Genomic DNA, 26,807 nt, shown 5'->3' with positions numbered 1-26,807 from the left:
CGATTTCGAAATTTTTTCAGATTGGCTATTTTATTGCGGATGAATGAATTTTTGTTCTTTTCTGCTATTTCAAAACATGAGAATATCTTAAACAGATAAAGAAACTAACTAACTGTATATGGTTCGGCAGAAGTGTCTGATGCGTCAGAAGAGTTTGCTTTAACAGTTAGTGCCAACGACGAAGATAAGTCAGTTACGAATGCACATCTAAACAGGGTGGGATAAAATGAGTCAAAACCTGAAAGCTTCATGTTATTGCAACCTCATGCAGCGGATTATTCCTATTCATTGGGGGACTCATGCTCATTCGCTTTGTTTCCAGCTGAAGTTTAGGCTGATTAGGGTTGAACAGACAGAACAGGAAGTAATAGTGGTTCCGCCTCCCACAGAAAAAGGGACTAAATACAAGCTTATGGTAATTAGTCTAAGCCCGCTTTCTGCCTAGGAAGTCTTGTGCAACATTACAGGGTTTGAAGCAGTACCTATATAACGCATTATTGCAAAAATTACACGTAATTGGGCAATTATGAAGCAGAAAATACGCACAGAGTAGCGGTACTTGATGAAGAGCTCTGCCAGCCAAAGAAATGCGGGCTGGAGTGCATCATCTACTGTCCAGTGAACAAGACCGGCGGCGCATGCATCGTCCAGCGGCCAGAGGACAACAAGGCGCTCATTTCCGAGGACCTGTGCACGGGCTGCGGCATCTGCATAAAGAAGTGCCCCTTTGACGCTATCGTGATTGTCAACCTTGCCAAAGAGCTTTCCACGGACAAGGTCCACCAGTACGGCATCAATTCTTTCCGGTTCTACCGTCTGCCAACTCCAAAGAAAGGCGCGGTGGTGGGGCTGGTCGGCAGAAACGGCATAGGCAAGTCCACTATCGTCAGCGTCCTATCTGGCACCATGAAGCCTAACCTCGGCAAGTATGATCAGGATGTCTCGTGGGACGAAATTTTAAAGTATTACCAGGGCACTGAAATGAAATCGCATTTTGAAAAGATTGCAAACGGCACAATGCGCGCAAGCATCAAGCCGCAGCTCGTCTACCTTATCCCAAAAGCGTTCAAGGGGACGCCAAAAGAGCTGCTAAAGAAATACGACGAGCGCAAGGTGACAGACAAGCTAGTACAGCAGCTGGGCCTGCAGAATATACTTGATCGCGACGTCGCCCAGCTGAGCGGGGGCGAGCTCCAGAGGCTCGCAGTAGCTGTCGCTGCCGCAAAGGACGCCGAATATTACTTCTTTGACGAGCCGTCCTCCTATAACGACGTCTACCAGAGGCTCGCAGTTGCCAAAGTAATGAGGGAGCTAGCCGAGGCCGGCAAGAGCGTGATGGTGGTAGAGCACGACATGACGCTGCTCGATTATTTGTCTGACTATGTCCACATCATCTATGGCGAGCCGGGCGCATATGGCATCGTTTCAGGCATGCAGAGCACAAAGGTGGGCATCAACAACTTTCTTGAAGGGTTCCTGCCGGCGGAAAATGTGCGCTTCCGGGACAAGGCCTTCAAGTTCGACGTCAGCGCGATAAACGAAGATGTCATTCTGGACATCCCGGCGGCCAGCTACTCTGACCTTGCAAAGTCGTTCCCATCTTTCAACCTGAAAGTTGCGGCAGGCAAAGTGAGAAAGGGCGAGATAGTCGGGATCGTGGGCGCAAACGCGCTGGGCAAGACCACGTTCATGCGCATACTGGCCGGAGTAGACAAGCCGGATTCAGGCGCAATAGATGTCGGAGCCAAGATATCGTACAAGCCTCAGTACCTGAGCCAAGATTACGAAGGTGACGTGAGGTCGCTGATGTATACCGCCTACCAGAGCCCGATAGAGAGCTCGCCGGTAGAAGAGCAGATAATCGTCCCAATGGGCGTCAAAAAGCTGTACGAAAAGAGTGTCAAGAACCTGAGCGGTGGCGAATTGCAAAAGGTAGCGGTGGCCGCGTCGCTCTTGCGCGAAGCAGACATTTACGCGCTGGATGAGCCGTCTGCATTCCTTGACGCAGAGGACAGGATAGCGATCGCCAAGTTCCTCCAGCGCTTTGTAAGGGCGCGTGGCAAGTCTGCAATAATAATCGACCACGACATGCAGCTCATCGATCTGGTGGCAGACACGCTGGTGATCTTTGAGGGCAAGCCGGGCTTGGAGGGCTTTGCAACTGCGCCCATGAGAAAGGAGGAGGGCATGAACCGCTTCCTGCAGGTGCTTTCAATAACATACAGGCGCGACGAAACGACGGGCAGGCCGCGCGTGAACAAGGAAGGCGGTAGGCTTGATCGTGAGCAGAAACAATCTGGCAACTATTACTACGTGAAGAATGTCTAATGCCGCACATGCTAAAACAGGTCCTTGGCAGCGTCCTGACCCCAGAAGAAACAGCGCAAGTCTACTCAGCATTTGACCAGATAGGCGACATTGTAATTATCAAGATCCCGGACGAGCTGATGCCAAAAAAGAAGCTGATAGCCGACGCGATACTGGCCAACGTCAAGACTGCCAAGGCGGTGTTTGCGCAGGTTTCGCCAGTGAGGGGCGATTTCAGGGTGCGCGATCTAGAATTTATTGCAGGCGAAAACAGGACTGTGACAGAGTACAAGGAGCATGGCTGCCGGTTCAAAGTCGACGTCGCCAAGACGTATTTTTCGCCTCGGTTGTCGACCGAAAGGCAGAGGATCGCCGACATGGTGGGGGACAACGAGACAATCATCAACATGTTTGCCGGCGTCGGCACGTATTCAGTCGTCATTGCCAAGGCGAACAAGACGTGCAAGGTCTACAGCATTGACTCCAATTCGGCCGCAAGCGAGCTTGATGGTATAAATGCAAAGCTGAACAAGGTGCAGGACAGGGTTGTCACAATATGCGGCGATGCCGCTGAAGTGATAAAGGACAGGCTTGCCGGGCGGGCCGACAGGGTTCTTATGCCGCTGCCGGAAAGGGCCAAAGAGTTTGTCGATTCTGCCGTGCTTGCACTGAAGGAAAAAGGCATCGTGCATTATTTTGCACACATCAAGGCAGACAGCAAAAAGGCAGGCCAAGAGCTGGGATTGCAAGACGCGCACGACGCTTTTGCAAAATATGACCATCAGGTTCTGGCAATCAGGGTCATCAGAGAAGTAGGCCCGAGGATATATCAGATCGTGGCCGACGTTTTAGTCAGTAGCCGCCACCACTAGGTCTTTCCTTTTTTTCTTCCCTTGGCGCAGTCAGCATCGTGTAGCCGATCCACCCAAGCACCAGCAAAAGAACTGCGACCGCGCCTAGGACGGTGAATTGCAGCACCAGCATGCCCCACTCGCTCGCAAGCAGGAAATACGCATAGGCGATAAACGCGAGAATGGCAATGACAAGAAGGGCAGCGCCGGTTCCCCTGTTCCCCCTTCTTTTAATGTTCATATCGAAAAGGCGTTTACAGCATCTTAATAATCTTTTTAGCTCAATTCCAGCGCCATCAGGTAGGCGTCCTCGCCGTCCCTGTAGTACGAGCGCAGCCTTGACTTTATCTCAAAGTTCAGCTTCTCGTACATCTTGATCGCGCCAGTGTTGCTGATCCTCACTTCAAGGTAAATCTCGTCGCTCTTTCTCTGCATCACGCCGTTGATGCCTTCTAGCATCAGAGCCTTGCCAAGCCCCTTGCCCCTGTGTTCTTCAAGCACGGCCACAGAAACCACGTGCCCCTTTTTGACAAAGCCCAGCTTGCGGAAGTTAGAGAACCCAAACTCGATCTTGCACATGATGTAGCCGACTATCTTGCCGTCCAGCTCTGCTACAATAAAGGCCTCTGGCAGCTCGCGAAGGATGGACTCGAAAAAGTAGTCCGAGTAGTGTTCCGGCAGCGCGGCCATGTTGATGTTGATGACCGATTCAAGGTCGCTCTCGTCGCAGCGGCGTATGATATAGTCGCCCACTTTTCGCAGAGCAGTTTGCAAGGCAGCAACTAAAAGTAGAAACACACTATTTAACTTTACAGGTCTCTGCAGGGACACAATACTTTAATTGCATTGGTGCACAATCAATACCTGGTGGCTACCACTTTCCTGAACGGCGGCTATTCTCGCGTCGTTCCTATAGTTTCATCGTTCTTTACGGTAAAGGATGTCCAGCTTAACGTTAGGGAAGACTATGTCGAGTTCCTCATAGCCGACACCGAGGTCAAGGACAAGTTCCCCTCCCTCCTGAAGGAGCTGGCCAAGGTTGGCATGGTTGCGACCGCCAAGCGGTCAAATTACTTCTGGAAGCTGATGCCTACCCTGTCTTCTGCAATAAGGCTTCCAATAGAGAACGGCGGCATAGTCATAAGCGTATTCAAGCTGCAGAAGCAAAAACCTAAAAGCGGGTACCAGCGGTCAATACCGTTCCTGCTTTTCGTCGCTGCCATCTGCCTTGTATTTGTCGACGGCATATTCAGGTCTGACTCGCCGCTTGCCAGAACGCAACTGCAAGACCCGATCTTGCTGGCAGCCATTTACACCGTATCTTTGATGGGAATCTTGGGTATACATGAGCTTGGGCACGTGCTGGCGAACAGAAAGTATGGCATCAAGGCGTCGTGGCCCTACTTTATACCCGGCATCCCCGGCATCCTGCCAACATTTGGAGCGCTGATAGTGCTGAGGGCCAACATGACCAACAGAAACGTCATGTTCGACGTGGGCGTCACCGGCCCAATAGCCGGTCTAATAGTGACGGTGATAGTGTCGATCTATGGCTCTGCGATATCCACTCTCATAACTACCGCCGAAGCTGAAAGGCTGTTTGACGAAAACCAGCTGGCCCCGCTCCCGTTTGGGGAGAGCTTGCTGATGGTGGCTACGCTGCACCTGACAGGCATGGTGGTGGATGGCACAGTGCTTGTAGTGTCGCCGGTGCTGTTTGCAGCATGGCTGGGCTTTCTGATCACGTTCCTGAACCTGATGCCGGCGTGGCAGCTCGATGGCGGTCACCTCACTCGATCGGCCCTTGGCGTTCGCTGGCACAAGGTCCTGACCTATGTCAGCATAGTGATACTGTTTGCGCTCAGGTTCTACCCCATGGCTCTCTTGGTGTTGTTCTTCAGCCTCAGAGCTCCAGAGAGTGCACCACTTGACGACGTCACTCCGCTTTCGTCAAAGCGCAAGGCGTTCTTTTTCTTGGCGCTTGGGCTAGCAGTGGTATGTGCGCCAATCCCGACGTCGCTCATGCCTTGGACTTGAGAAGCACAATATCTGCGTCTGACAGGACAAGCGCCCTAAAGTTCTTGCCATGCTTTTCTGGCAGCTTGTCAAGGATGTCCTTCATGCTGGCATAGGTGGAAAAGCCGAGCTTTGTCCGGGCGTAATAGTGGGGCAGAGTCGAGACGAGCCCCAGCTCGCACTTTTGCCGCAGCTCTTCAATGAAGAGCAGGTGCTCTAGGCCATCAATGTAGGGGCTCTCCCGCAGCTGCTCAGGCTTGAGCCGGCCCTCTATGAACATCTGGAGCGCGCCGCCGCCCACCCCTTCGCGGTTTTCCGCAAGCAGTATCGCCGAGCCGCCCTCCTTGACAATGTGGACAGAGTTCCAGAGCGAGTTGAGCGAGCCAGCAAGAGTCGAGTGCGTGCCCGCCTCGCTGCTTGCGCTTATCACGGCGCACTTGACAGGGTCTGTTTCTACCGCCGAGATCGACTGGAGCTGGGAGACGGCCTTTTCAAATGCCTCGTTGATGCTACCAGTATGGATCCCAGCTATCCCTTCGCTGCTCGCCACAAGCTCGACAGATGTCGCCGGGATTCCTGTAGCTGCAGAGATAGCCACCTTGAGCGGCTCTCCTTGCACTCCTGGTGTCGGCCTGTTGTCCTTCCTCGCCTTGAATGCTTCTGCCATAATCGGGCCTGCAAGCAGCAGGTTGCGCAAAAGCATGGTGGGCGCGCCGGCGAACCCAAAGAGGGGGTCGTACGCCACGCTTGAAATAACCACGGTGCTCTGGAACTTGCCCATCCTCTCTTGCAGAGACGACTGGTAGTCGATTCGGTTTATCGAGATCATCTCATTGCCTGCCAGGCTGGCGCGGAGCGCTCCGGCCATCTTTTGCGGCACGTCGACTGTAAAATTGAACCCCTTTGCGCGGGCTTCTTCAGCAAGCATTGTAATGGTCTTGGCCGCGGCTTTAGAGCCGGATAGCGCAAGGATCAGCATGTTGTCAGTCAGGGGAACGCCGGCGACTGTAGCCCTGACTTGATCCTCCGGCAGCAGCTGGAAACCGGCAGAAATCTGGTTTGCAAGGTTTTCAAACTTGATGTCAAGCACCACATCGGTAGTACCGTACCTAAGCCATATCTCCGGCATCCAGTCTGTGTAATAAGGGTTAAAATAAATCCTTTTTTTACATGTATATGTCATATGGCGCCGCCTGCTGCTGTCCCTGACTTTATGCTCGAGTTCGCATCGTTTCTGCTCAAGAGCAATTCGCTGAGGTTTGGCGTGTTCACACTTGCAAGCGGCAAGCAGAGCTCGTACTACATCGACCTGCGGGTCCTGCCAAGCTTCCCGGCGTATTTCCGGCTTGCTATAAACGCGCTGAAAGGCACCGTGACAAAAAATGTAGGCCAGTTTGACACGCTTGCCTCTGTGCCGACTTCGGGGCTCGTGTTCGGCTCGGCACTCGCCTACGAAATGTCCAAGCCCTTCATCTACGCAAGAAAAGAGTCCAAGGGCTACGGCACCGGCAAAACTATTGAGGGCTTTCTCAAGGCAGGATCAAAGGTGGTAGTTGTCGACGATGTTGCAACCACCGGCACGTCTGTAAGCAGCGCAGTCGATATAATACGCGCCAACGGCGCGATAGTGGAAGACGTTGTGGCGCTTGTTGATCGGCACGAGGGGGCAAATGAACGGCTGAAAAAGATAGGGGTAAGGCTCCACGCCGTGGCAGGGATCAATGACATCGTAAGCGCGCTGTACAAGGCCGGGCTGATAGACGAAAACGCGCTCGAGTCGGTCATGAAGCAGATGGCTGCCAAAGGCGAGTACGAAACAGACTGACTAGCTAACCTTCGTATATCATCAGGTTCTTTTCTTCAAGGAGCGTGTGCAGGTTGCCAACGGCCCTGTAGACTTCGCTCTCCTTCTTTGCGCCGGTGCACACTAGCTTGCCGCTGGCAAAGAGTAGGATCACGGTCTTGGGATCAAGCATCCTGTGGATAAGGCCGGGGAACTGCTCTGGCTCGTACATGCTGCGTGGCAGCACCCTTGCGGCCAGCTCTAGGTGTATCTTGCCACCGAGGCTTGCCGATGCCACAATATTCTGAATCTCGATCTGAGGCTCGTGCTCTAGCGGTATGCCTCCCTTTTTCAGCTTGAGCACCACGTTCTTGACTGCCTGTATAGCCATCTTTTCTGATTTTGCGCCGGTGCACACCATCTTGCCTGAGCTGAATATCAGGGTCGCGGTCTTGGGCGACCTGAGCCTGAACACCAAGCCGGGGAACTGGTCTGGATGGTATTCTACATCGGGGAAAATTTGAGTGATGAGATTAAGGTTGACCGTCTGGTTTACAGTGGCAGAAGCCACCACGTTTTCAATGCTGACGATGGGCTTGGTCTGCGGCATACATGCCGCTTTATAAAGGCGCTATATATATACCTGCTTGCTACCATTTTATAGTAGAATTAACTGTCCTGCCGAAATCTTGCGCAAATTATGCTGGACAAGTTGCAATAAATACAAACCCGCAGCCAGCGCCTATTCACCTATTACCTTTACAAGCACCCGCTTTTGCCGCCTACCGTCAAACTCGCCGTAAAAGATCTGCTCCCACGGCCCAAAGTCAAGCCTGCCGTTTGTTATCGCGACCACCACTTCTCTTCCCATCACCTGCCGCTTCAGGTGGGCATCTGCGTTGTCCTCGCCTGTCCTGTTATGCAGGTAGCTATCAGGGGAGTAGGGCGCCAGCTTTTCAAGCCACCTATCAAAATCTTGGTGCAGGCCGCTTTCGTCGTCGTTGATAAACACACTGGCAGAGATGTGCATCGCATTCACAAGACATAGGCCCTCCTTCACTCCACTTTCAGCAACTATCTTTGCCACCTGCGGCGTGATGTTGATAAACGCGCGCCTGGTCGAAGTGTTGAATGTAAGATATTCAGTCTTGGATTTCATCATCGTCATGTCGTCGGCGGCTGGCCTGGATTATTGTTATTATTGTTGCCGGTTCCTCCTGCTGGAGCCGCACCCTTGTTGCTGCTATTGTCATCCTTTTTGCCAAGTCTGTTGAAGAATAGGATTGCCAGAATAATCGCTATTATGATGTAATTGACAGGCGGGCTGATTATCTTGGTGATGACGCCGACGCCGGGCACTACATAAATGACCTTGCCGATATAATCGTCCTCTCTGATTGGAAAGTCAGTCCCCGGTATCGACGCCGGATTTGCATCACCCTTTGTCCTGATGACTCTGTCGCCGTCACTGTCCACGTCGATCTCGGCGATACGGTGGACGATGACTCTGTCCTCTCCCTCAGGCTTGTTGAACACAATGATGTCACCCACCCTAAGATCGTCCCACGACCCGCCGTCCCTCACCACAAGCACGTCGTTTATCTGCAGCACAGGAACCATGCTGCCGCTTGACACGACGTAGAACGGGTTGGAGCCAAAGCTGGCCCAGATGACGAGCCAGATCACAACGACGCCGACGCCAATGATCAAGACATCCTTTATCGCGACAGGCAGCTTGGATTTGTCCTTATCAAGCAACGCGGAAAGTAATCGTGCTGTTCGTTAGATAAACGTTTACTCGTACCTACTGAACTAGCGCAGGTCAAGCGCCTTCATTATCGACATGCGGAGGCGCGGCATCCGGATCATCATTATAGATAAAATGTCTGCGGTTTCATCCCTATCAGGCTGCCTACCATTCCTGTTCTGAAACTGTGCAATGAAATTTCCGATCACCATGCCGGAGACAAGGCCGTAGGCGAAATCCTCGATATCGCCCTGCGTGGGCACCATTTTTCGCGCAAGCCCTATCGGCACCTTCGGGTCGTTGGCCGCAGCCTTGATGAGCGACTCAAGCTCCTTCCTGTCACCATCCGAAAGTCCCATCCTCCTCTATGGTAATCACCATTGAGGTAATAATGCTAGCTTTTTTAATGGCTGTATTGTAGGTGTTCTCTGAATGGCAAACAACCCCTGCTCAGTAGTCCTTTTGGAGCTTGGCGTGGCCGCATTTGACCAGAGCGGCGGCCTCGTAGCATCAAAAAAGTTCGACAATGCAATCAGATCATACAGGCTGCTAAAGAGCGGCGCAACTCCAGATGAAATCCGGTCGTTTATCGAAAAGCTGCGCTCATTTGATCCTGTTACAACCAATGATGCAAGCGTCGCAGCCGCGCTGCGGCAGGCAGGGCTGAACAGCCAGTCCATGCCGGAGGACCAGCAGCAGTGGATACAGAGCAGCAAGCCCAGCTTCCTTGTCAAGGCTGGCTTTGTCAACAACGAGCAGGATGCCATGCAGGCATTGAGGGAATTTGCGATAAACCTGTCGTCGTCAAGGGTAAAGGAGGCCTCGGAGCGGCTCGACCTTCACATCATCCAATCGATAAACGCACTGGACGAGCTGGACAAGGTAATCAACACCGTGGGCGCAAGGATGCGCGAATGGTATGGCCTGCACTTTCCTGAGCTTGACAACCTCGTGCAGAGCCTTGTCGCGTATGCCGAGATCGTGAGCAGGGCGGGGTTGCGGGAAAACATTACCGCTGAGATACTGCAGAGCGCCGGCATGCAGGGCAAAAAGGTCGAGATAATACTTGATGGGGCAAGGCGAAGCAAGGGAGGCGACATGACGCCAGAGAACCTTGCAATCGTCAAGAGGCTTGCAGATCAGGTCATTGCGCAGTCGGATCTGCGAAGGGTGCTTGCAGACCACATCGAAGTGGCGATGGATACAGTGGCTCCAAACGTCAAAGAGCTGCTGACGGCGTCAGTAGGCGCAAGGATAATCGCCAAGGCCGGCAGCCTGGCTAGACTTGCGACGCTGCCTGCAAGCACGATCCAAGTGCTTGGAGCCGAAAAGGCACTCTTCCGCGCTCTCAAGACGGGGGCGCGCCCGCCAAAACATGGCATCCTGTTCCAGCACCCTCTTATTCACTCTGCGCCAAAGTGGCAGCGCGGCAAGATAGCAAGGGCGGTCGCGTCCAAGGTGGCTATAGCGGCCAGGATCGATTATTACCGGCACGCCGGCAAGGATAGCTCGATCCAGGATCGCCTCAACACCCGCCTGACCGAGATCCGGGAAAAATACAAAGAGCCAATTCCAGAGAAGGAGCGAGAAAGAAAGTACAGGGAGCACGCGCAGCGCCAGCAGGAATATGGCGGTGGCGGCGGCAGGGGAAGAGGAGATGGGGATAGAGATAAACGTGATGTGAGAAAGAAGAAGGACAGAAGAAAGCGATTTGGAAAGCGACGCTATTAGGTGGATCTCGGTAAACGGCGAGAAAAACGCTGCCACCCTCAACCTTGTCAAGGGAGACAGCGTCTATGGGGAAAAGCTGGTCAAACACGAAGGTGAAGAGTACCGGCTGTGGGACCCGTTTAGAAGCAAGCTTGCAGCGGCGCTGAAAAAGGGCATGAAGAACATGCCGATAAAAAACGGGAGCAAGGTGTTGTATCTGGGCGCGTCCACCGGCACCACGGTCAGCCACGTCTCTGACATTGTCGGGCCGTCTGGCATCGTGTTCGCAGTCGAGCCTGCCACGAGGGTCGCAAGGGAGCTTATCGAAAACGTGGCCTCAAAGCGCAAGAACGTCCTCCCGATACTTGAAGACGCAAGAAAGCCCCAGTCATATTTTGCAGTGTTTGGCAAGGTCGACGTTGTGTACTGCGACATTGCGCAGCCAGACCAGACAGACATTGCGATAGCAAACTGCGCAGCCTACCTAAAGCAGGGAGGAGTGATGCTCTTGGTGGTCAAGACCAGAAGCATCGACGTTACAATGGACCCAAGAGCAGTCGTGACTCAGGAAGCAAGCAAGCTGGAAAAGAACGGCTTTGCGATAGAGCAAATAATCAACCTAGAGCCCTTTGACAGGGATCACGGCATGATATACTGCATATTCAGGTCGTGAGCTTGCATTGCGCCGTTTGCTCAAGCAAGAGCCGGAGCGGCTTCCATGACTTTCTTGCAAATTCCGGTGCGCTTCCGTTCTTGGCCACGTAGCGCCGGATAAAGCGCATGGTGCGATCATCCGACGGGTAGCCGCTGCCGATGCCGCGGTACTTGCTTCGGATGCGCTTGATCTCCTCGTCCCTCGTTATCTTGGCAATTATCGATGCCGCCGACACGACGACATTGGTCACGTCTGCGTGGTGTATCGAGTGCACCTTTGGGCTGCACTTTAGATGCTGCCCAATGTAGTCCTTGTATCGATCAGGGTTGATGTCGCAGCAATCCACATAGACCTCGTCGGCACCAATGTCGTTAATGACCGCAGCCATCACCCTTGCCTCGAGCCTGTTGAGCGCCCGGAGCGAAACGCTATCATCAACTTCGACAGGGTTCACCTTGCGGATGCACACAGAGTCGGCGATCTTCATTATCTGTCCAAAAAGCCGCGCCCGCGCCCTTGGCGTCAGTGCTTTAGAGTCCCTGACGCCCATCTCAGTAAGCAATGCAACTTTTGATTCCTTGATGCTGACGCCTGCAACAACAAGAGGGCCGATTATAGAGCCGCGGCCTGCCTCGTCAACGCCGCCAACCAAAACGCCGTCGTGCAATGACCGCAAATTATTCACTATATGCTGCTGATTTACAGGGTATTTATTATCACTTGCGCTTGTAAAACAAGAATACGTGTTTCTGCTATAAATATCGCATCCATGCAGAGTTCTCTGGCGTGGCGGCGGAAGAAAAAGAAAAGAAAGATTTCGTCAGGACGGTGGAGGGCAGGACGACGTTTCTGGTCCCGCAATCGTCACTTACCGAAAGGGTCCCGCCCAAGACGCCTGCATTCTTTAACCCTGCTGCAAGGCTCAACCGCGACCTCTCGGTTCTGGCGTACAGGGCGTTTGCACCCTCTCTTACGCGCAAGACATTTGCCGACTCTTTCACCGGCATCGGCGCAAGGGCGCTCAGGGTCGCAGTCGAGGTGCCAGAGATAGAGAAGGTCTACGGGAACGACATCAACCCCGTCGCGATAGAGGCAGCCAGAAAAGCAGCCAAGATCAACTCTGTAGATAGCAAATGCCATTTTTCTATTGATGAAGTGTGCAAATTTCTCTTACACGGCGACAGCGAAGGTGAGCGCTTTGGCATAGTAGATCTGGATCCTTTTGGCACGCCGGCAAAGCACATCGACTGTGTGCTGCGGGCTGTTCTGGACGGCGGGCTGGTCTCCATAACTGCGACTGACACGGCAGTCCTCTGCGGTGTCTACCCCGAAGTCTGTCTGCGCCGCTACTACGGCAGGCCGCTCAACAACAGCTATGGTAACGAAACCGCTATCAGATTGCTCCTGTCGCTTATAGCGCTCACGGCCTCAAGACTTGAGCTGTCGATCAGGCCGCTGTTCGTCCACGCCGCGATGCACTATCTGCGCATCTACGCCTCAGTCTCGGTGAGCAGCAGCGAGGCAAACGACGTCTATGCCAGCATCGGCTACGTGATGCACTGCCTTCAGTGCGGCCACCGGTTCAAGACAGAAGAATACAACAACGCAAAAAAATGCGAGCTGTGCGGGAGCGTGATGCGAACCGGAGGGCAGCTGTGGACTGGGCCGTTCCACGACAGGGAATTTGTGAAAAAGATGATGCTTGAACAAAGCCCTGACAGGCAATCCAAAAAAGTGCTCGACGCCGCGGCCGAGGAAGAAAGTGGCATCCCGTATTACTTCAGGGCAGATGAAATCTCGGCCAAGCTCAGGACAAACCCTCATTCTGTGCAAAATATAATCGAAAGGCTGCAGTCGGCTGGATTTGTCGCGTCTAAGACTGTGCTCAACCCAAGTGCGTTCAAGACAGACGCAAGGATCGACCAGATTCTGGAAGCCTTGAAGTAAAAGAAAAGTAGTATTCAAATTTTTGTCTCAAGCCGCTTCATCTTGAGCATTGCAATACCTGTTGTCATTGCTGTTGCCATTAATGCGGCAAGAATTGACAAATTAAATTCTGGAACTACTACGATGTCAAATTATTGAACTTTTGTCCAAAGGGTAGCATATTATTATGATTAAACGACGACAAATTGTTTCTACCTACACTAAATGGGCATAGCTTCGACAGATTGGTCAACAAGGTCGCGCCACCGTTGATCCAGCGTCTGGTCGGGGTCGGTCTTGTCACCACTATCTACCTTCAGTTCAAGTGCATCAAGGTATACTGCATACGAATCAAGCGCCTGCATGTAAATGTCGTAACTCTCCTGCCATTCTTGAGCCGGCTGGTGGTTGTCAAGATCCCGGCGCATCTGCTCTATCTGAGACTTGGCAGAGGCGAGCTGTGCAGGCATGTCGCCGGCTACCGCAGTGTCATTGTTGTTCTTCCATTGCTCGAACCTAAGCTCGATGCTGGTGGCAAGGTCGTTGTGCCGGGCATAAACGTCCCCAATTACCTCGCTGTCGGTGCGCGGGGCGTCAATGAATCCGCCGGGGCTGCTCTGGGGTATGTACCATATGAGAAAGCTTGATCCGATAATTGCGGCAGCGATGCCGATAGTGAGCGCTATGCCTTTCTTGCTTGCCAAACCAGCATAGCTCTTTTGCGCCCTCCAATAAAAGGATAATCAAATACAACTAGCGCTAAAATAAATGGATGGATATATGGATAACGACCAATTCCGACATTATTATAGTAATATCCATAATTCTTGCTCTTTATGGACAAAGTTATACGCATCAAAAAGAAAATGAGGGTAGTAAGGCGATTTTATTTGCCATTAGTGTTGATGACGATCTTTCGTAATTTGCCATCAATATTTTCAAGTAACCGGTTCGTCTGTTCTAGCAACCTTACTATTGGCTCAAGATCGGTGTAACGTTGGTTAACTTGTTGATGGTTAGCCAACATCAAACACCTCTTTTGGATAGTAAAAATTTACAAAAGAAAATAATAAATTTTTTCTGACAATGCCAAACATGTAGTAGAACATTATCCTATAAAAATGATTTTTAACTTGCAATTCGGATCTAATGCTGTGGTTTTTTGGACTGGCAAGCTATATCAAGTAAATCCATAGTCGTCTATGATACGACGCGATAATCAAATATAGCCAAGTGATTCCAGTGGTGTTAATAAGAATGAGCTCTGGACAGGCACCGCCCAATATTGGCATGATAACGTATCGCGAGAACCTGACGCCGGATCTTGCAATAATCCGGATGCAGCCTGCAGATGGAAGCGCGGTGCCGGATTTCAAGGCCGGCCAATTCGTAGCGCTTGGGCTAAAGCTTGACGGCGACGACAAGATCACGTACAGGGCGTATTCGCTGTCCTCGCCGCCAGAAGAAAAAAGACATTTTGAATTCTACGTCAAGTGGGCGACAGAGCCAGTGATGGGCAAATTTACAAGCGCGCTTTTCAAGATGAGGGAAGGCGATCCGCTTTACTGGCGCAAGCCTGCCGGCGCATTTACCATTGAAGACAAAAAGGCAGACGGGACGCCGGACACCCGGCGCATCGTGCTGGTGGCCTCGGGCACCGGCCTTGCCCCGTTCATCAGCTATGTCCTGCACTTGAAAAGCAGCAGGTCAAAGAGGGAGGTCGTGTTGCTGCATGGGGCAAAATACGCGCAGGAGCTTGGCTACCGGGATATGCTTGAAAAGATGGCTGCCAGCGACCCTAACTTCAAGTACATGCCGACTGTGAGCAGGTCCGACCACCCACTCTCGCAAGGGTGGCGTGGTAACACTGGCCGGGTGGAGAAGCTGCTTGTCAGCAATGGCGGTGAGTCGCAGCTTGAAAAATTGGTGGGCGAAAAGGTGACGCCGGCAAACTCGTTCTTTTACATCTGCGGCTACCAGGGGACCATTGACTCTGTTGTTGCGCTCCTGAGCCCGCAGGGCTTTGTCACAAACAGAAACAAGCGCAAGGACGGGTCGTTTGATATAAAGATCGAAACGTACGGCTAGTAGCAGCAACCCTCATTATACTGTTCTTTTACAGAACATTCGTTGCCACAGTATGCCACGAGGACCACGCAGTACCAGGGTTCAATCATGGTAGACATTTGCGATCTCGACCTCATAGGGAGCAAGCTAGAGCAGAACGGCCTTGTAATCAACCTTACAAAAGAGTACTACCAGCAGCAGGTCATCGAGCAGCAGGAGGCACAGGAGCTACTCCAAAAGTGTGACATCGCAAACTTGGTGGGCGACAGGATAGTGAAGCAGGCTCTGGAAATGCGGCTTGCCAAAGAGATCAGCGTAAAGAGGATAGCTGGTGTGCCATTTTTGATGATCTACAAGTTCCAGCATAGGTAAAAAGGATAATAATGATAAGATGCACCTTTTTCATGTTGTCAGATCCTGACGAGCAGCTGCCAAGAGAGGAGAGGCAAAAGGCGATTGACAGGGCCGACAGGCGGCTGTCGCGCCGGGAGCGGGAGAGCAGACTGCTTGTCAAGCGTTCCGAAGATTACGAGGTTTTTGACAATGTCTTTGACGTGCCGACCCTCATGATCATCAATGACCTGAGAAGCGACGGCGTGATACAGCAGGTGAGAGGCTCGCTTGCAGCCGGCAAAGAGTCCAAGGTCTATACCGCCACTGCGCCCGACGGATCGCTTCGCATACTAAAGATATACCTCACAGTGAGTGCTGAGTTTAAAAAGCGCATGCAGTACATCGCCGGCGACCCGCGGTTCTCTGACATAAAGCGAGGGTCGCGCAGCCTGATAGCGGCGTGGGCCAGAAAGGAGTTTAAGAACATGCAGGCCGCGTACGCGGCCGGCGTGCGAGTCCCGGCACCAATAGCAGTGAAAAAGAACGTCCTTGTGATGGAGTTCGTAGGGGACAGCGAGGGCAACTCTGCGCCGCCGCTGGTAGAGTCCGAAGTCACGTCCAGTGACTACAAACAGGTGATCGAGCAAATGACTATGTTGTACCAAAAGGCAAGGCTGGTGCACGCCGACCTATCGGAGTACAATATCTTCAAAACCGACCGGGGAATAATGCTGTTTGACTTTGGCTCGGCGGTCGATATCCAACACCCAAATTCCAAACAATTTTTAGTCCGCGACGTGATGAATGTAAACAGGTTCTTTGAAAAGCGCGGGATCGAGGTTCTCGACACCGCGCTGGCAGTAGAAAAAATCCGAGGCGGAAACAAATAATGAGCTTCCAGCACACGATGAAGATCCCAAAAGACAGGATAGGTGCCATAATAGGCAAGGGCGGCAAGGTAAAGCAGCAGATTGAAAAGAGGTGCGGCGTTGAAATAGAGATCGACAGCGAAAGCGGCGATGCGACAATCTCCAGCACCAAGCCCGTGGAGCAGATGGAAGCTTTCCGGGCCGTCGAGGTGATATCCGCGATTTCAAGAGGCTTTTCGCCAGAGAGGGCGTACAGGCTCTTTGAAAACGATGAGATAATGTTCCAGCAGATGGACCTGCATGACTATGCCGGCAAGTCGCCAAACGCGCTTGAGCGCATCAAGGGCAGGATAATTGGCGAAGGAGGCAAGGCGCGCCGGATGATAGAGGAGCTGAGCGGCGCCTACATCTCTGTCTACGGTCACATGGTAGGCTTTATCGGTAACTTCAAGGAGGTCAAGCTTGCAAGCGACGCGATCACCCTGCTTGCAAAAGGCAGCATGCACAAGAGCGTCTACAACATGCTGCAGGATGCAAGGAGGAGGGACAAGATGGACAGGATGCGGCTGTGGGAAGACACCTACGACAACGACAAAGAGGAAATCAAACCTTCTGAATTTTGATTGTGAGCACGCCGTTTCGATACTTGTAGTCTGCTATGCCCATCTCCTGTGTTAGCTCCAGCGGGACATCCCTTGCAAAGTTCTGCCCTCCCTTGATGCGTAACAGGTCTCCTATCAGCCTGACGTTTATCTGGTCCTCGGGGCCGGGCACTTCTGCGACGAAAACCACCTCGTCGTTACCCTTTATCAGGTCGTAGACCCAGTCCTTCTGCTGCTCGATCTCTTTTGCCATCTTTCTCTCTTCAGACCTTGCCATCATCCTCACTTCGCGCACCCAGTAGATCATGAGGCCGGACGCAGCTGCCAGAAAGATAAAACCAAAGCCTCCCTGCGAGCGTGCAAGAAGCACGAACATTATCCCAATGAACAGTAACGCAATGAGCGGGACTATAAAGTCGACCGACCGGCTTGCGTACTTGGGCTTGTATCGAGCTATCGGTGATCACCTCGCGCCGGCATTTCTATAAATGTAAGTAGCACAGCAAGATTATAAATCCTTATACGCTCTGGCCGCCCCACCGCCTGAAAAGGCCGTGGTCGATGTTGAATTGGTCAAGGAGCTTGCCCACCACGTGGTTGATCAGGTCATCCATGGTCTTTGGCCTGTGGTAGAACCCCGGCATCGCTGGCAGGATAACCGCGCCGGCATCGGCAAGCTTGCTCATGTTTTCAAGGTGTATCTTTGACAGCGGAGCCTCCCTTGGCACCAGCACAAGCTTGCGCTGCTCCTTGATGCACACGCCTGCAGCCCTTGACACAAGGCTGTCGTCAAACGCGTTTGCGATGCTTGCCAAGGTCTTCATGCTGCAGGGGATGACAACCATGCCATCGGTCCTGAATGAGCCGCTTGACATGGGCGCGGCCATATTGTCGTCTTCGTAGCATTTGGTGGCAAGCGACCTGACATAGTCGGCTGTCTTGTCGGTCTCTATCTTGATGTTCTTGGCGCCCCACTCGCTCATGATGAGGTGCGTCTCGACCCTGAGCTCTCTGAGCACCTCAAGCGTCCTTATGCCATAAATGACTCCAGAGGCGCCGGTGATAGCCACTACTAGCCGCAACTGTGTGTGGATTATCTGCCTGTTCGCTATTTAAAATAATGGTGGTGGCAAGCATTTAATTACGAAAGGGCGCTTGTTCATGGGCGTTGCTGACGGTCTTTGGCACGGTGGCCCTTGACACCACTCGCACGCCATTTAGGACAGAGACCCGGATACTTGGAGGCGCAGCCACATTTGCTTCTCTATCTTCAAGCATGTTCGCGCAGACGTCAATAGTCGCAGTCGTGGGCTCGGACATGCCTGCCGACCACATCAGAGCGATCAGGTCAAAAGGCATCGACACAAAGGGCATCGTCACCGTGCAGGGCGGCAAGACGTTCCACTATGATTCTTCATTTGATTACGACTTGTCAAACAGGACTACCAACAAGACCGAGCTTGGAGTCATTGCAGGCTTTGACCCGGTGATCCCAGAAGAGTATGCAAAATCTGATTATGTCTATCTGGCAAATAACGACCCGAAGCAGAATATCAAGATTCTCCAACACTTCCAGAACCCCAAGCTGGTGGTGTGCGACACTATAGAGTTCTGGATAAACGGGAGCCGCGACGATGTGATCAAGATGGTGGGGATGGCAGACGGCGTAGTGATAAATGACAACGAGGCGCGGCTCTTGTGCAAGGAAGCCAACATCGCAAAGTGCGCCAAAAAGATAATGTCGTGGGGGTCGAAATTTGCGATCATCAAAAAGGGTGAGCACGGTGCCATCCTTTTCACAAGTGACAACCAGGTGTTCCCAGCAGCCGCCTTCTTCTTGGACGAGATAGTAGACCCGACAGGCGCCGGCGACTCGTTTGCCGGCGGATTTCTGGGCCACATTGCGCGCAGGAACAGGTCTGATTTTGCGACCATGAAGGAGGCAGTGATATATGGCAACGTCATGGGCTCGTTTGCAGTCGAGGACTTTGGAGTGAAGCGCCTGCTGTCTATAACAAAGGACGACGTCGAGGAGCGCTACAAAAAGTACCGCAACCTTGTGCAATTCTAACAAACATAGAATAAATAGTTGCCCGATTAACTACTGTCTGGCATATGGGCAGAACAGAGAAAAGGATCCTTGGCAAAAATGCAGCCAAGATAATCGAGATTCTAAAGAGCGCGTACTGCGACGAAATGCGCATCTTCCACTACTTTTGGTACGTGGGGATAAACATGGAAGGCATAGGCCTTGTGACGTACGCTGCCGCGCTCAAGACGCAGGCAACGGGCGAGCTGGCGCATGCAGAGCTGCTTGCAGACAGGATTGCAGAGCTTGGCGACTTGGCACCAAGCAACCCATCAGAATGGGCAAAGTATAGCACGATAGGTCTGCTTGACCCGGCAAAGCACCTTACGCTCCGGGCCGCGCTAGAGCGCGCGCTCCAGTTTGAAGGCAAGGCAGTCGAGAACTATAACAACTTGGCGAAAAAGGCGCTTACGCTGGGCGACTATGTCACGTACAACCTTGCAACCACGATATTGGCAGACGAGGTAAAGGACGAGCAGCACACAGAGGACATCCTCAAGTCGCTAGAAGTAAAATAGCATAGTATAGCACATGGCAGTCAACCTCTCAAACGTGGAACAGGCCATCGTTTCGGAGCTCAAGGTAAGCGAGGACGAGGCCAAGGCCTTCTTGGCAATAGTCAAGAAAGGCAAGATGGACGCAGCTAAACTATCAAGTGCGCTTGGCTGGAACGACGAGCAGCGCGCCCTTACGGCTGCCAAGTCGCTTGTGGGCAGGGGCATGGTCATCGAAATAACTGCGACAGAATTTGAGTCGCTTCACCCAAGGTTTGCAATAACAAACCGCTACCGGAGGTGCTGCGAAGAGGACGGCATTCCGTTCAAGAAGAACCTCAAAGTTGACAACATCGGGATCGTGCTTGAAAAGCCATACGAGGATGCAAGAACTAAATAGGTGGTACCCTGCAACAAGGATATCGCAATGACAACTTCAGACCCGACTGGTGGCGACAAGGTGGTCTACTTTGGAGTGATCAACATCAACGAGAACGGCAGGACTATGGGCTCGGTTGATGTCTGGCGCAGCCTGCTTACAAAGGAACTGTTCTGCGAGGAAAAGCGTCTGGGCATCGATCAGATCGTCGACTATATCGGCATGCCAAAGATAGAGAAGGACAAAAAGTGGGCAGTGGCGATAAGCAGGAACAGGAAAGGCCACTTGCGCTGGCGGCTGGTCAAGATGATAAAAGAGGGCAAGCTTGAATTCACTGACGCCGACGACAAGGCGATCGAGGTCAACGTCAAGGACTATAAAATAGCCGACCCTGAGTGGTGGAGCTTTTTGGTCGAAGAGAACGTGAACCGCAACATGGAAGTGGCGGACGGGCCAAAGAAATGATGCGAAAAGATGATGATGAAAATGAAATTCCGGTCACGGTATTTGTGAAAAGTGCCAGCGGAAGCGAGATAGCAAGCAAGCTGGCCGGGTATTTTGTGATAAAGGGTCAGGAATTTCGCTTTACTGCGATCGCGTTTGGCAGGATCGGAGGCCACAACGCAAGCGTCAAGATCGCCAAGACCACGCTGGACAAGATCGCCAAGATGGGCATCGACCCGGAGCAGTTGCAGCTGACTATTCAACGCAAGCTGATCGAAGGGGACATTATACTGCCAGAAGGCATCAAGCCGCCATCGTCGTCAGAGTAGGGCGCTTTCAAGCGCGCTGCCGCAGGCGCATTTCTTCCTTACAGCCGGGATCGCAGGCACCAGCTCTGCTATCAGTTTCTTTGTCTTTTCTACGTTCTTGGCAAGCGTCTCAATTATCTCGGCAGAGCTGACCGGCTTGTCGGCCCACACGTCATAGTCAGTCACAGTCGCTATCGACATGTAGCAGATTTCAGCCTCCCTTGCAAGGTTGACTTCGGGCACGAGCGTCATGCCTATGATGTCTGCCTTCATCACATCGCGGAAGAACTTTGACTCTGCCCTTGTGGAAAACCGTGGCCCCTCGATGCAGACGTACGTCGCCCTGTCGTGCATCGGGAATTTCAGCTTCTTCGTCTTGTCGATTGCGATGCTAGAGAGCTCGGGGCAGAACGGGTCTGCGACAGAAACGTGGCACACCTGCCCGCCGTCGTAGAACGTGTACTGTCTCTTCTTTGTAAAGTCGATAAACTGATCAGGGATTGCAATGTCGCCGGGTCTGTAGCTTTCCTGCAGGCTGCCAACGGCAGACGGTGCAATAATGCGCTTGACGCCAAGCTCCTTGAGAGTCCAGATGTTGGCCCTGCTGTTTATGCTGTGGGGAGGTATCCTGTGCCCCCTGCCATGGCGGGGGATGAAGGCGACCTTGACTCCTGCATACTCGCCGATCGTCACGAGGTCGGAGGGCTCGCCATAGGGCGTGTGCACCTTGATCTCGCGCTTGCTGCTAAAAAGCCCGGGGTCATAGACGCCCGTGCCACCAATGATCCCAATGTCCGCGCTATTCGCCATGGTAGGTCACTAGCGACTGGACCTTGTAGCCCATCTTGCGCAGCCTGTCTGCGCCGTGCAGGTCGGACAATTCGATAATGAACGCAAAGCCGGCCACCTTACCGCCAATCTCTTCTACCAGTTGCGCAGCGGCCACCGCTGTTCCGCCTGTTGCTATCAGGTCGTCTGCGATCAGCACGCTCTCGCCCTTGCTTATTGCGTTCTGCTGAAGCTCCATTACTGCGCTGCCATATTCAATGTCATAGGACTTTTTCAGGGTCTTGCCCGGCAGCTTGCCTGCCTTGCGGATCATCACCACGCCCTTGCCAAACTTTAGTGCAAGCGCGGTCGCCAGAACAAAACCTCTCGATTCGATGCCGGCCACTGCATCCACCTTTGCCTTGCCATAGGCGCGGTAAAACTCATCAATGATATAGTTGAGGGCATCGTTTCTCCTGAAGACAGGGTTGATGTCGCGGAACAGTATGCCGGGCTTTGGAAAATCAGGATAGCTTGCCACAATATCGCGCAGGTCGAACTGCTTGGCTTTGGTGGTCCCCACGACTGTAAAGCCATATTCTGGCTGTAAAAAAGATTACGAAGCTACGCATACACGCTTATACGGCCGTGCTGCGAAATAATGTAGGTAGCAGCAGTGCCGACAGAACAGCAATTGCAGTTCAGAGAGAGAATAGCAAACCTAAAGGACTTTAATGAGGCGTTTGAGCTGGTCAAGTCAGTCGTCCTGCAAAAGTTCAGGATGCACAGGGCGGGGCTGAGCCTGATACTGCAAATGATGCCGAGCAACCTTGGCGCGTACCACATGCTGGGCTCTAACGCCATAGTGATGAACAGCTACCTCCTGGCTGCTGTCAAAAAGATCGCTTGCTCGACTGAAGAGTACAACTCGTACATGTTCATGGTGCTTGCCCACGAATACCTCCACAGCCTTGGAATAGTCGATGAAAACACCGTCCGGCAGATGACCTTTGAGCTCTGCAAATGGATGCTTGGCGACGACCACACGGCTACAAAAATGGCAAAAGAAGACCCCTCGACCATATACCCTGAGCTCAGATCGCTTGTGCAGTCGCAGTTCAGCAGTGACTTTCAGGTTGTCAGGAACTTTGATAGGAGCAACCAGACGTACATACAGTAGTCAGATCTTGTAAAAAGTGTAGAAAATGACACTAGTTTTTTACTAGCTCGTATCTAAGAAAATATAAATAACATTCGGGCAGTAGTACTTTCACAGATGCCAATAAAGAACGGGGCGGAGTACATCCAGAGCCTCAGGGGCAGAAAGCTCAAAGTCTACCTTTTTGGAGAGCTCGTAAAAGAGCCAGTTGACCATCCGATGATCAGGCCTTCGATAAACGCGGTCGCAGAGACTTATGACCTTGCTGTCGAAGAGCCCGAGCTTGCGTCAGCCAAGTCTTCGCTGAGCGGCATTCAGGTCAACAGGTTCTTACACATTGCAGAGAGCGCGCAGGATCTGGTCAACCAGAACAGGATGCAGAGGAAGCTTGGCCAGCTCACAGGCACATGCTTCCAGCGCTGCGTAGGCATGGACGCCCTCAACTCGTTATATTCAACGACTTTTGAAATTGACCAAAAGCATGGCACGCAGTATCACAAGCGCCTGATAGAATTCATCAAGATGGTCCAGCGCGAAAACCTGGTGATCGGCGGCGCCATGACGGACGTCAAGGGCGACCGCAGCCTGTCGCCGTCCCAGCAGGAGGACCCGGACATGTTTGTACACATTACAAAGCGTGACAGCAAGGGCGTCTACATCACTGGCGCCAAGGCTCACCAGACAGGGTGCATCAATTCGCATTGGATAATCGTTATGCCAACCATGAGGCTAAAGGCCGAGGATAAGGACTATGCCATAGTCGGCGCAATCCCTGTCGACGCGCCCGGCATAACCTACATCTATGGCAGGCAGTCGTGCGACACAAGGAGCATGGAGGGCGGCGAAATCGACGCCGGCAACGTGATGTATTCCGGCCAAGAGGCCATGGTGATTTTCAAGGACGTGTTCATTCCAAACGAGCTGATATTCATGGATGGCGAATACGAATTTGCCTCCATGCTGGTAGAGCGCTTTACATGCTACCACAGGCGCAGCTATGTATGCAAGACCGGCCTTGGCGACGTCTTGATAGGCGCGGCGGCGGCGATTGCCGACTATAACGGCGTTGCAAACGCTTCGCACATCAAGGACAAGCTGGTCGAGATGACCTACCTGAACGAAGCGATATTTGGCGCAGGGATCGCGTCTTCGTACATGGCCCACAAGACTGCGTCCGGCAACTGGCAGAACGACGACATGCTGGCAAACGTCTGCAAGCACAGCGTCACTCGATTCCCGTACGAAATTGGCCGGATGGCGCAGGACATTGCTGGCGGCCTCATGGTCACGATGCCGTCAGAGAAAGAGTTCCGCAGCCCAGAGACGGGACCTCTTCTTGAAAAATACCTGAAGGGAAGGAAGGGAGTCTCGACAGAAAACAGGATGAGGATCCTGAGGCTGATTGAAAACATGACGCTTGGCCGGAACGCCGTAGGATACCTAACAGAGTCGATGCACGGCGCAGGGTCGCCGCAGGCGCAGAGGATCCAGATCGCCCGGCAGATGCAGCTCGAGTACAAGAAAAAAGCCGCCAAAAAGCTTGCAAACGTCAAGGAAGGCGAAGCAGCAGAGACAGCACCCGAGCAATCAGATTACTTTGACAAGATATTTGGCACCAAAGACAAGAAGAAAGTCAAGTAGCCCTATCTAAAATCGCTAGCGATATCCTGCCATTACTTTTGATTAATCTTCTAGTCAACTTGTCTTCAAAAAGGGTTATTTATCGGTTCATCGATAGTTAGTAATAACTGACTTTGGGGTTATGCTGATTGAAATTAAATGAAGCTCAAATTGAAGATCTCACAGGCAAAGTTTTTCGCACCATAATTAGTAACGGCAAGGATGGCATACTACAGTCCGAGCTGTGGAAGGAGCTTGACCTGACAAGCCGCGACGGCTCTCGCGTGGCCATCCGCCTTGAAAGGCGCTCGCTGATAAGGCGCGAAAAAATCCTTGAAAGCGGCCGGTGGACCTACAAGCTTTTTGCGGTCAAGCTGCCGGTTGACACAACGAGCATCGAACAAGCGCCCTGTTTGACGTGCCCTGTCGAGCACATGTGTTCTCTTGATGGCTCGTACAGCCCGACGAGCTGCAATTTGATTGAAGACTGGCTCATCAATTCTCTTGACAGCAGTAACAACAATTCAAACCAGAAACTGCCAAAGCCTCCTGCTAAAAAATGAGACTTATTGATGCGCGCAGGGACCAGTATCGCCGGCTGGCAAAAGATCAAGGGTACCGTGCAAGATCGGCCTACAAATTACTGCAGCTGAACAGTTCTTACCGCATTCTCAAAAAGGGCAGCAAGGTAGTGGATCTGGGCTGCGCCCCCGGAGGCTGGCTGCAGGTGGCTACAAAAGAGGTGGGACAGGCGGGCAAGGTCGTCGGCATCGACCTCAAGCCTGTTGAGCCGGTCCTAGGTGCAACGGTGCTTGAGGGCAGCATCGAGGACCCTGCCATGCTTGAAAAGATCGCCGGCATTCTTGATGGCGGCAAGGCCGACGTCGTCCTCTCTGACTTGGCGCCAAACGTGAGCGGCGTGTGGGACGTTGACCACGCCCGGCAGATCTCGCTCTCTACAATCGCTCTGGGCTTTGCACGGCAGATCTTGAGGGCCGGCGGAAGCGCCGTGTTCAAGGTGTTTGAGGGGGATATGCTAAACGAGTTCAGGGCCGAATTGAAGAAGAGCTTTGGCCGGGTGTTCCTAAGCAAGCCCTCTGCAAGCAGGCAGGAAAGCAGCGAGCTTTACATAGTCTGCCTCGACTTTAAGCAGTAACTTCAAGACGCATGCTTGTTTTAAAAGATTATTTCAATAAACCAAATAACCCTAGATCAAAGTTGATTAAATTAATTAACCTGTAAACAATTCTGTAAACTACTGACAGCCAACAAGATGCCGCACTCTGATTTTGATAAAAGCAGCCCGGCGGGAGCCAAAAGTACAAGCCCCTCAAGAGAGGCTGCGCACAGCAAGATTCTCGTGCTCTGTATAGACAGGGATGACGACATTGGCTCAAAGGGCGGCATCGAAACGCCGATCGTTGGCCGCGATGCATGTATCAACGCCGGCACGAGGCTCGCTATCGAGGACCCAGAGGACGCGGACTCGAACGCGATTTTTGGCGCAGTCAAGACATATGAGGAGCTTGTGAGCAAGGGTTATACTGCCGAGGTCGCGGTAGTGGCTGGCAAGTTCAACAGGGGCGTCGAGGCTGATGAGAAGATCAGCCTTGAGGTGAAAAGCATCCTCGAGAAATACCATGCCGATGGCGCAGTCATTGTATCAGACGGGGAGGACGACGAGACAGTTCTTCCCATAATCCAGTCAAGAGTGCCGGTGATCTCGGTCCAGCGCGTCATAATTCGCCACAGCAGAAGCGTCGAGTATTCGTATGCAGTGCTGGGCAGGTACCTAAAGATGCTCGTTTACGATTCGCAGTATTCAAAGTTCTTCCTTGGCGTGCCCGGGGTTCTTTTGGCAGCAGGCGCGCTGGCGGTCATTTTCGACGCCGGCAAGTGGATCACCGCCATCATATTGGCGATCCTCGGCGGCGCGTTCATTGTCAGAGCATTTGACATCGACAAGACGCTGAGCTCGTTTGGCAGGCTGACGCCCACTTCTTTCATCAAGATATTCTCTGTCATAGCCGGCGTCCTCATCATACTGGCATCCTTTGCAAACGGCCTCTCAAGCATACCGATGGATATGCTCAGGCCGGACATGAGCGCGCTCGACATCCTCTCAAACAGGACCATCGTAGGCAGCTTTGCAACCGGGACGATAACGCTCCTGTGGATAGGCATCGCCACGATCCTCGGCGGCATCCTGCTCAGCAACTGGTTCAGGGGAAGCACTAGGACAATGTCAGATATCCTCCGCCTGGCCGTGCTGGCGCTGCTCTACATACCAGTGCTTCAGTTCACGGCCGTGCTCACAGAGGGCACAAGCCCGTTCACGCTGATCTCGTCGCTACTGATAGGGCTCGCAGTGTCGCTTGTAGCCGCAACGTTCCTCTACCAGTACTTCAGGAACAAAAAGGGCGGAAGCGAAGTTCTGAAACACTAATGTTAATGTAAAGGTGCCTGCAAACAAGAGGGTATGCCACAGCACGGCGACTATGACCAACAGCAGCACAAGTGGTTTTGCAGATACTGGATGACGCAGGAAGAATGGCTCGACGTACACGACTATGCGCCGTCTACGCTACAGCAGCAAGAAGAAGAGGAGCAGCGGCCAGAAGAAAAAGAAGAAGCTGATGACGAAGAGTGAGCCTGCAAAAAACTTACAAATAACCAGCTC

35 protein-coding genes are annotated in these 26,807 nt (G+C 52.6%); 22 read left to right on the top strand and 13 right to left on the bottom strand.

The window, feature by feature from the left end; translation table 11 throughout:
* Nucleotides 1-516 precede the first annotated feature (516 nt).
* Both NGAR_RS16265 and NGAR_RS16260 read left to right on the top strand, forming a co-directional pair.
* Nucleotides 517-2,328, top strand: a complete 1,812-nt coding sequence (locus NGAR_RS16265; protein ID WP_148681644.1) for a ribosome biogenesis/translation initiation ATPase RLI — start codon at nucleotides 517-519, stop codon at nucleotides 2,326-2,328.
* 8 nt (nucleotides 2,329-2,336) lie between these two features.
* Nucleotides 2,337-3,179: a class I SAM-dependent methyltransferase gene (locus NGAR_RS16260; protein WP_148681643.1), complete on the top strand. Its 843-nt coding sequence runs from the start codon at nucleotides 2,337-2,339 to the stop codon at nucleotides 3,177-3,179.
* Here the strand turns inward: NGAR_RS16260 and NGAR_RS16255 are convergent.
* Both NGAR_RS16255 and rimI read right to left on the bottom strand, forming a co-directional pair.
* Nucleotides 3,160-3,399: a transcriptional regulator gene (locus NGAR_RS16255; protein ID WP_148681642.1), complete on the bottom strand. Its 240-nt coding sequence runs from the start codon at nucleotides 3,397-3,399 to the stop codon at nucleotides 3,160-3,162. The two genes, NGAR_RS16260 and NGAR_RS16255, sit on opposite strands and share 20 nt — an antisense overlap.
* Before the next feature lie 35 nt (nucleotides 3,400-3,434).
* Nucleotides 3,435-3,932 (bottom strand): ribosomal protein S18-alanine N-acetyltransferase, encoded by a 498-nt coding sequence (gene rimI, locus NGAR_RS16250; protein ID WP_148681641.1) that lies wholly within the window; start codon nucleotides 3,930-3,932, stop codon nucleotides 3,435-3,437.
* Nucleotides 3,933-4,025: 93 nt separating this feature from the next.
* Here rimI and NGAR_RS16245 point away from each other — a divergent pair, with 93 nt between their 5' ends.
* Nucleotides 4,026-5,195 (top strand): site-2 protease family protein, encoded by a 1,170-nt coding sequence (locus tag NGAR_RS16245; protein WP_148681640.1) that lies wholly within the window; start codon nucleotides 4,026-4,028, stop codon nucleotides 5,193-5,195.
* On the opposite strand, the gene NGAR_RS16240 is transcribed toward NGAR_RS16245, so the two are convergent.
* The gene (locus tag NGAR_RS16240; RefSeq protein ID WP_015020911.1) at nucleotides 5,179-6,357 is read right to left on the bottom strand and encodes a nickel-dependent lactate racemase family protein; all 1,179 of its coding nucleotides are present in this window, start codon (nucleotides 6,355-6,357) and stop codon (nucleotides 5,179-5,181) included. The two genes, NGAR_RS16245 and NGAR_RS16240, sit on opposite strands and share 17 nt — an antisense overlap.
* Here NGAR_RS16240 and pyrE point away from each other — a divergent pair, their 5' ends adjacent.
* A complete protein-coding gene (pyrE, locus tag NGAR_RS16235) occupies nucleotides 6,358-6,999 on the top strand; it encodes an orotate phosphoribosyltransferase (protein ID WP_015020910.1) in 642 nt (213 codons plus the stop codon).
* Between the two features lie 4 nt (nucleotides 7,000-7,003).
* Here the strand turns inward: pyrE and NGAR_RS16230 are convergent, their stop codons facing one another.
* The 4 genes from NGAR_RS16230 to NGAR_RS16215 form a co-directional block, all read right to left on the bottom strand.
* Nucleotides 7,004-7,567 carry a TATA-box-binding protein gene (locus NGAR_RS16230; protein WP_015020909.1) on the bottom strand — a complete coding sequence of 188 codons (564 nt, stop codon included), beginning with the start codon at nucleotides 7,565-7,567 and terminating at the stop codon, nucleotides 7,004-7,006.
* Nucleotides 7,568-7,699: 132 nt separating this feature from the next.
* A complete protein-coding gene (locus tag NGAR_RS16225) occupies nucleotides 7,700-8,116 on the bottom strand; it encodes a secondary thiamine-phosphate synthase enzyme YjbQ (protein WP_148681900.1) in 417 nt (138 codons plus the stop codon).
* A gap of 5 nt (nucleotides 8,117-8,121) precedes the next feature.
* The gene (locus tag NGAR_RS16220) at nucleotides 8,122-8,715 is read right to left on the bottom strand and encodes a signal peptidase I (protein WP_015020907.1); all 594 of its coding nucleotides are present in this window, start codon (nucleotides 8,713-8,715) and stop codon (nucleotides 8,122-8,124) included.
* 54 nt (nucleotides 8,716-8,769) lie between these two features.
* Nucleotides 8,770-9,063 carry a hypothetical protein gene (locus tag NGAR_RS16215; protein ID WP_015020906.1) on the bottom strand — a complete coding sequence of 98 codons (294 nt, stop codon included), beginning with the start codon at nucleotides 9,061-9,063 and terminating at the stop codon, nucleotides 8,770-8,772.
* A 73-nt stretch (nucleotides 9,064-9,136) separates the two neighbouring features.
* Between NGAR_RS16215 and NGAR_RS16210 the strand changes: the two genes are divergently transcribed.
* The gene (locus NGAR_RS16210; protein ID WP_015020905.1) at nucleotides 9,137-10,435 is read left to right on the top strand and encodes an NOP5/NOP56 family protein; all 1,299 of its coding nucleotides are present in this window, start codon (nucleotides 9,137-9,139) and stop codon (nucleotides 10,433-10,435) included.
* Complete coding sequence (locus tag NGAR_RS16205) at nucleotides 10,416-11,087, top strand: fibrillarin-like rRNA/tRNA 2'-O-methyltransferase (RefSeq protein WP_015020904.1); 672 nt, start codon at nucleotides 10,416-10,418, stop codon at nucleotides 11,085-11,087. The genes NGAR_RS16210 and NGAR_RS16205 overlap by 20 nt, the downstream gene beginning before the upstream one ends.
* On the opposite strand, the gene rnhB is transcribed toward NGAR_RS16205, so the two are convergent.
* Nucleotides 11,077-11,736 (bottom strand): ribonuclease HII, encoded by a 660-nt coding sequence (gene rnhB, locus NGAR_RS16200; RefSeq protein ID WP_148681639.1) that lies wholly within the window; start codon nucleotides 11,734-11,736, stop codon nucleotides 11,077-11,079. The two genes, NGAR_RS16205 and rnhB, sit on opposite strands and share 11 nt — an antisense overlap.
* A gap of 119 nt (nucleotides 11,737-11,855) precedes the next feature.
* On the opposite strand from rnhB, the gene NGAR_RS16195 reads away from it, so the two are divergent.
* Nucleotides 11,856-13,016, top strand: coding sequence for a tRNA (guanine(10)-N(2))-dimethyltransferase (locus NGAR_RS16195; RefSeq protein WP_015020902.1), 1,161 nt, complete (start codon nucleotides 11,856-11,858; stop codon nucleotides 13,014-13,016).
* Nucleotides 13,017-13,216: 200 nt separating this feature from the next.
* On the opposite strand, the gene NGAR_RS16190 is transcribed toward NGAR_RS16195, so the two are convergent.
* Nucleotides 13,217-13,699: a hypothetical protein gene (locus tag NGAR_RS16190; protein ID WP_015020901.1), complete on the bottom strand. Its 483-nt coding sequence runs from the start codon at nucleotides 13,697-13,699 to the stop codon at nucleotides 13,217-13,219.
* A 553-nt stretch (nucleotides 13,700-14,252) separates the two neighbouring features.
* Here NGAR_RS16190 and NGAR_RS16185 point away from each other — a divergent pair.
* Genes NGAR_RS16185 through NGAR_RS16170 form a run of 4 tightly spaced genes read left to right on the top strand, consistent with a single transcriptional unit; the run spans nucleotide 14,253 to nucleotide 16,887 of the window.
* Nucleotides 14,253-15,083 carry a ferredoxin--NADP reductase gene (locus tag NGAR_RS16185; protein WP_015020900.1) on the top strand — a complete coding sequence of 277 codons (831 nt, stop codon included), beginning with the start codon at nucleotides 14,253-14,255 and terminating at the stop codon, nucleotides 15,081-15,083.
* Nucleotides 15,084-15,125: 42 nt separating this feature from the next.
* A complete protein-coding gene (locus NGAR_RS16180; protein WP_148681637.1) occupies nucleotides 15,126-15,434 on the top strand; it encodes a DUF424 domain-containing protein in 309 nt (102 codons plus the stop codon).
* Nucleotides 15,435-15,466: 32 nt separating this feature from the next.
* Entirely contained in the window at nucleotides 15,467-16,285 is an 819-nt protein-coding gene (locus NGAR_RS16175) for a serine protein kinase RIO (protein ID WP_187147573.1), read from the top strand.
* Nucleotides 16,285-16,887 carry a KH domain-containing protein gene (locus tag NGAR_RS16170; RefSeq protein WP_015020897.1) on the top strand — a complete coding sequence of 201 codons (603 nt, stop codon included), beginning with the start codon at nucleotides 16,285-16,287 and terminating at the stop codon, nucleotides 16,885-16,887. The genes NGAR_RS16175 and NGAR_RS16170 overlap by 1 nt, the downstream gene beginning before the upstream one ends.
* On the opposite strand, the gene NGAR_RS16165 is transcribed toward NGAR_RS16170, so the two are convergent.
* Together NGAR_RS16165 and NGAR_RS16160 are read right to left on the bottom strand one after the other, a co-directional pair.
* The gene (locus tag NGAR_RS16165) at nucleotides 16,868-17,236 is read right to left on the bottom strand and encodes an Hsp20/alpha crystallin family protein (protein WP_187147572.1); all 369 of its coding nucleotides are present in this window, start codon (nucleotides 17,234-17,236) and stop codon (nucleotides 16,868-16,870) included. The two genes, NGAR_RS16170 and NGAR_RS16165, sit on opposite strands and share 20 nt — an antisense overlap.
* A 148-nt stretch (nucleotides 17,237-17,384) precedes the next feature.
* Entirely contained in the window at nucleotides 17,385-17,948 is a 564-nt protein-coding gene (locus tag NGAR_RS16160) for a UbiX family flavin prenyltransferase (RefSeq protein WP_015020895.1), read from the bottom strand.
* An 86-nt stretch (nucleotides 17,949-18,034) separates the two neighbouring features.
* On the opposite strand from NGAR_RS16160, the gene NGAR_RS16155 reads away from it, so the two are divergent.
* Genes NGAR_RS16155 through NGAR_RS16135 form a run of 5 tightly spaced genes read left to right on the top strand, consistent with a single transcriptional unit; the run spans nucleotide 18,035 to nucleotide 20,601 of the window.
* Nucleotides 18,035-18,937, top strand: a complete 903-nt coding sequence (locus tag NGAR_RS16155) for a PfkB family carbohydrate kinase (protein WP_015020894.1) — start codon at nucleotides 18,035-18,037, stop codon at nucleotides 18,935-18,937.
* A gap of 44 nt (nucleotides 18,938-18,981) precedes the next feature.
* On the top strand, nucleotides 18,982-19,473 hold the full coding sequence (locus tag NGAR_RS16150; protein ID WP_015020893.1) for a ferritin-like domain-containing protein: 492 nt from the start codon (nucleotides 18,982-18,984) through the stop codon (nucleotides 19,471-19,473).
* Nucleotides 19,474-19,486: 13 nt separating this feature from the next.
* Nucleotides 19,487-19,849: a helix-turn-helix domain-containing protein gene (locus tag NGAR_RS16145; protein ID WP_015020892.1), complete on the top strand. Its 363-nt coding sequence runs from the start codon at nucleotides 19,487-19,489 to the stop codon at nucleotides 19,847-19,849.
* The gene (locus NGAR_RS16140) at nucleotides 19,850-20,293 is read left to right on the top strand and encodes a hypothetical protein (protein WP_015020891.1); all 444 of its coding nucleotides are present in this window, start codon (nucleotides 19,850-19,852) and stop codon (nucleotides 20,291-20,293) included. It abuts the gene before it with no gap.
* The gene (locus NGAR_RS16135) at nucleotides 20,290-20,601 is read left to right on the top strand and encodes a hypothetical protein (RefSeq protein ID WP_015020890.1); all 312 of its coding nucleotides are present in this window, start codon (nucleotides 20,290-20,292) and stop codon (nucleotides 20,599-20,601) included. The genes NGAR_RS16140 and NGAR_RS16135 overlap by 4 nt, the downstream gene beginning before the upstream one ends.
* Here the strand turns inward: NGAR_RS16135 and NGAR_RS16130 are convergent.
* Nucleotides 20,593-21,390 (bottom strand): S-methyl-5'-thioadenosine phosphorylase, encoded by a 798-nt coding sequence (locus NGAR_RS16130; protein WP_015020889.1) that lies wholly within the window; start codon nucleotides 21,388-21,390, stop codon nucleotides 20,593-20,595. The two genes, NGAR_RS16135 and NGAR_RS16130, sit on opposite strands and share 9 nt — an antisense overlap.
* Nucleotides 21,380-21,931, bottom strand: coding sequence for an adenine phosphoribosyltransferase (locus NGAR_RS16125; protein WP_015020888.1), 552 nt, complete (start codon nucleotides 21,929-21,931; stop codon nucleotides 21,380-21,382). The genes NGAR_RS16130 and NGAR_RS16125 overlap by 11 nt, the downstream gene beginning before the upstream one ends.
* Before the next feature lie 93 nt (nucleotides 21,932-22,024).
* Here NGAR_RS16125 and NGAR_RS16120 point away from each other — a divergent pair, with 93 nt between their 5' ends.
* From NGAR_RS16120 to NGAR_RS18070, 6 genes are all read left to right on the top strand, one after another.
* Entirely contained in the window at nucleotides 22,025-22,528 is a 504-nt protein-coding gene (locus NGAR_RS16120; protein ID WP_148681636.1) for a hypothetical protein, read from the top strand.
* Nucleotides 22,529-22,624: 96 nt separating this feature from the next.
* Entirely contained in the window at nucleotides 22,625-24,148 is a 1,524-nt protein-coding gene (locus tag NGAR_RS16115) for a 4-hydroxyphenylacetate 3-hydroxylase family protein (RefSeq protein ID WP_015020886.1), read from the top strand.
* 128 nt (nucleotides 24,149-24,276) lie between these two features.
* Entirely contained in the window at nucleotides 24,277-24,690 is a 414-nt protein-coding gene (locus NGAR_RS16110; RefSeq protein ID WP_015020885.1) for a helix-turn-helix transcriptional regulator, read from the top strand.
* A complete protein-coding gene (locus tag NGAR_RS16105; protein WP_015020884.1) occupies nucleotides 24,687-25,283 on the top strand; it encodes an RlmE family RNA methyltransferase in 597 nt (198 codons plus the stop codon). The genes NGAR_RS16110 and NGAR_RS16105 overlap by 4 nt, the downstream gene beginning before the upstream one ends.
* A gap of 117 nt (nucleotides 25,284-25,400) precedes the next feature.
* Nucleotides 25,401-26,573 (top strand): DUF373 family protein, encoded by a 1,173-nt coding sequence (locus NGAR_RS16100; protein WP_015020883.1) that lies wholly within the window; start codon nucleotides 25,401-25,403, stop codon nucleotides 26,571-26,573.
* Between the two features lie 33 nt (nucleotides 26,574-26,606).
* Nucleotides 26,607-26,777 (top strand): hypothetical protein, encoded by a 171-nt coding sequence (locus NGAR_RS18070; RefSeq protein WP_187147571.1) that lies wholly within the window; start codon nucleotides 26,607-26,609, stop codon nucleotides 26,775-26,777.
* Nucleotides 26,778-26,807: the final 30 nt, after the last annotated feature.

Source organism: Candidatus Nitrososphaera gargensis Ga9.2 (genome assembly GCF_000303155.1).
In the GTDB taxonomy this organism is placed as follows: domain Archaea; phylum Thermoproteota; class Nitrososphaeria; order Nitrososphaerales; family Nitrososphaeraceae; genus Nitrososphaera; species Nitrososphaera gargensis.
This window is presented reverse-complemented; position numbering and strand designations above follow the sequence as displayed.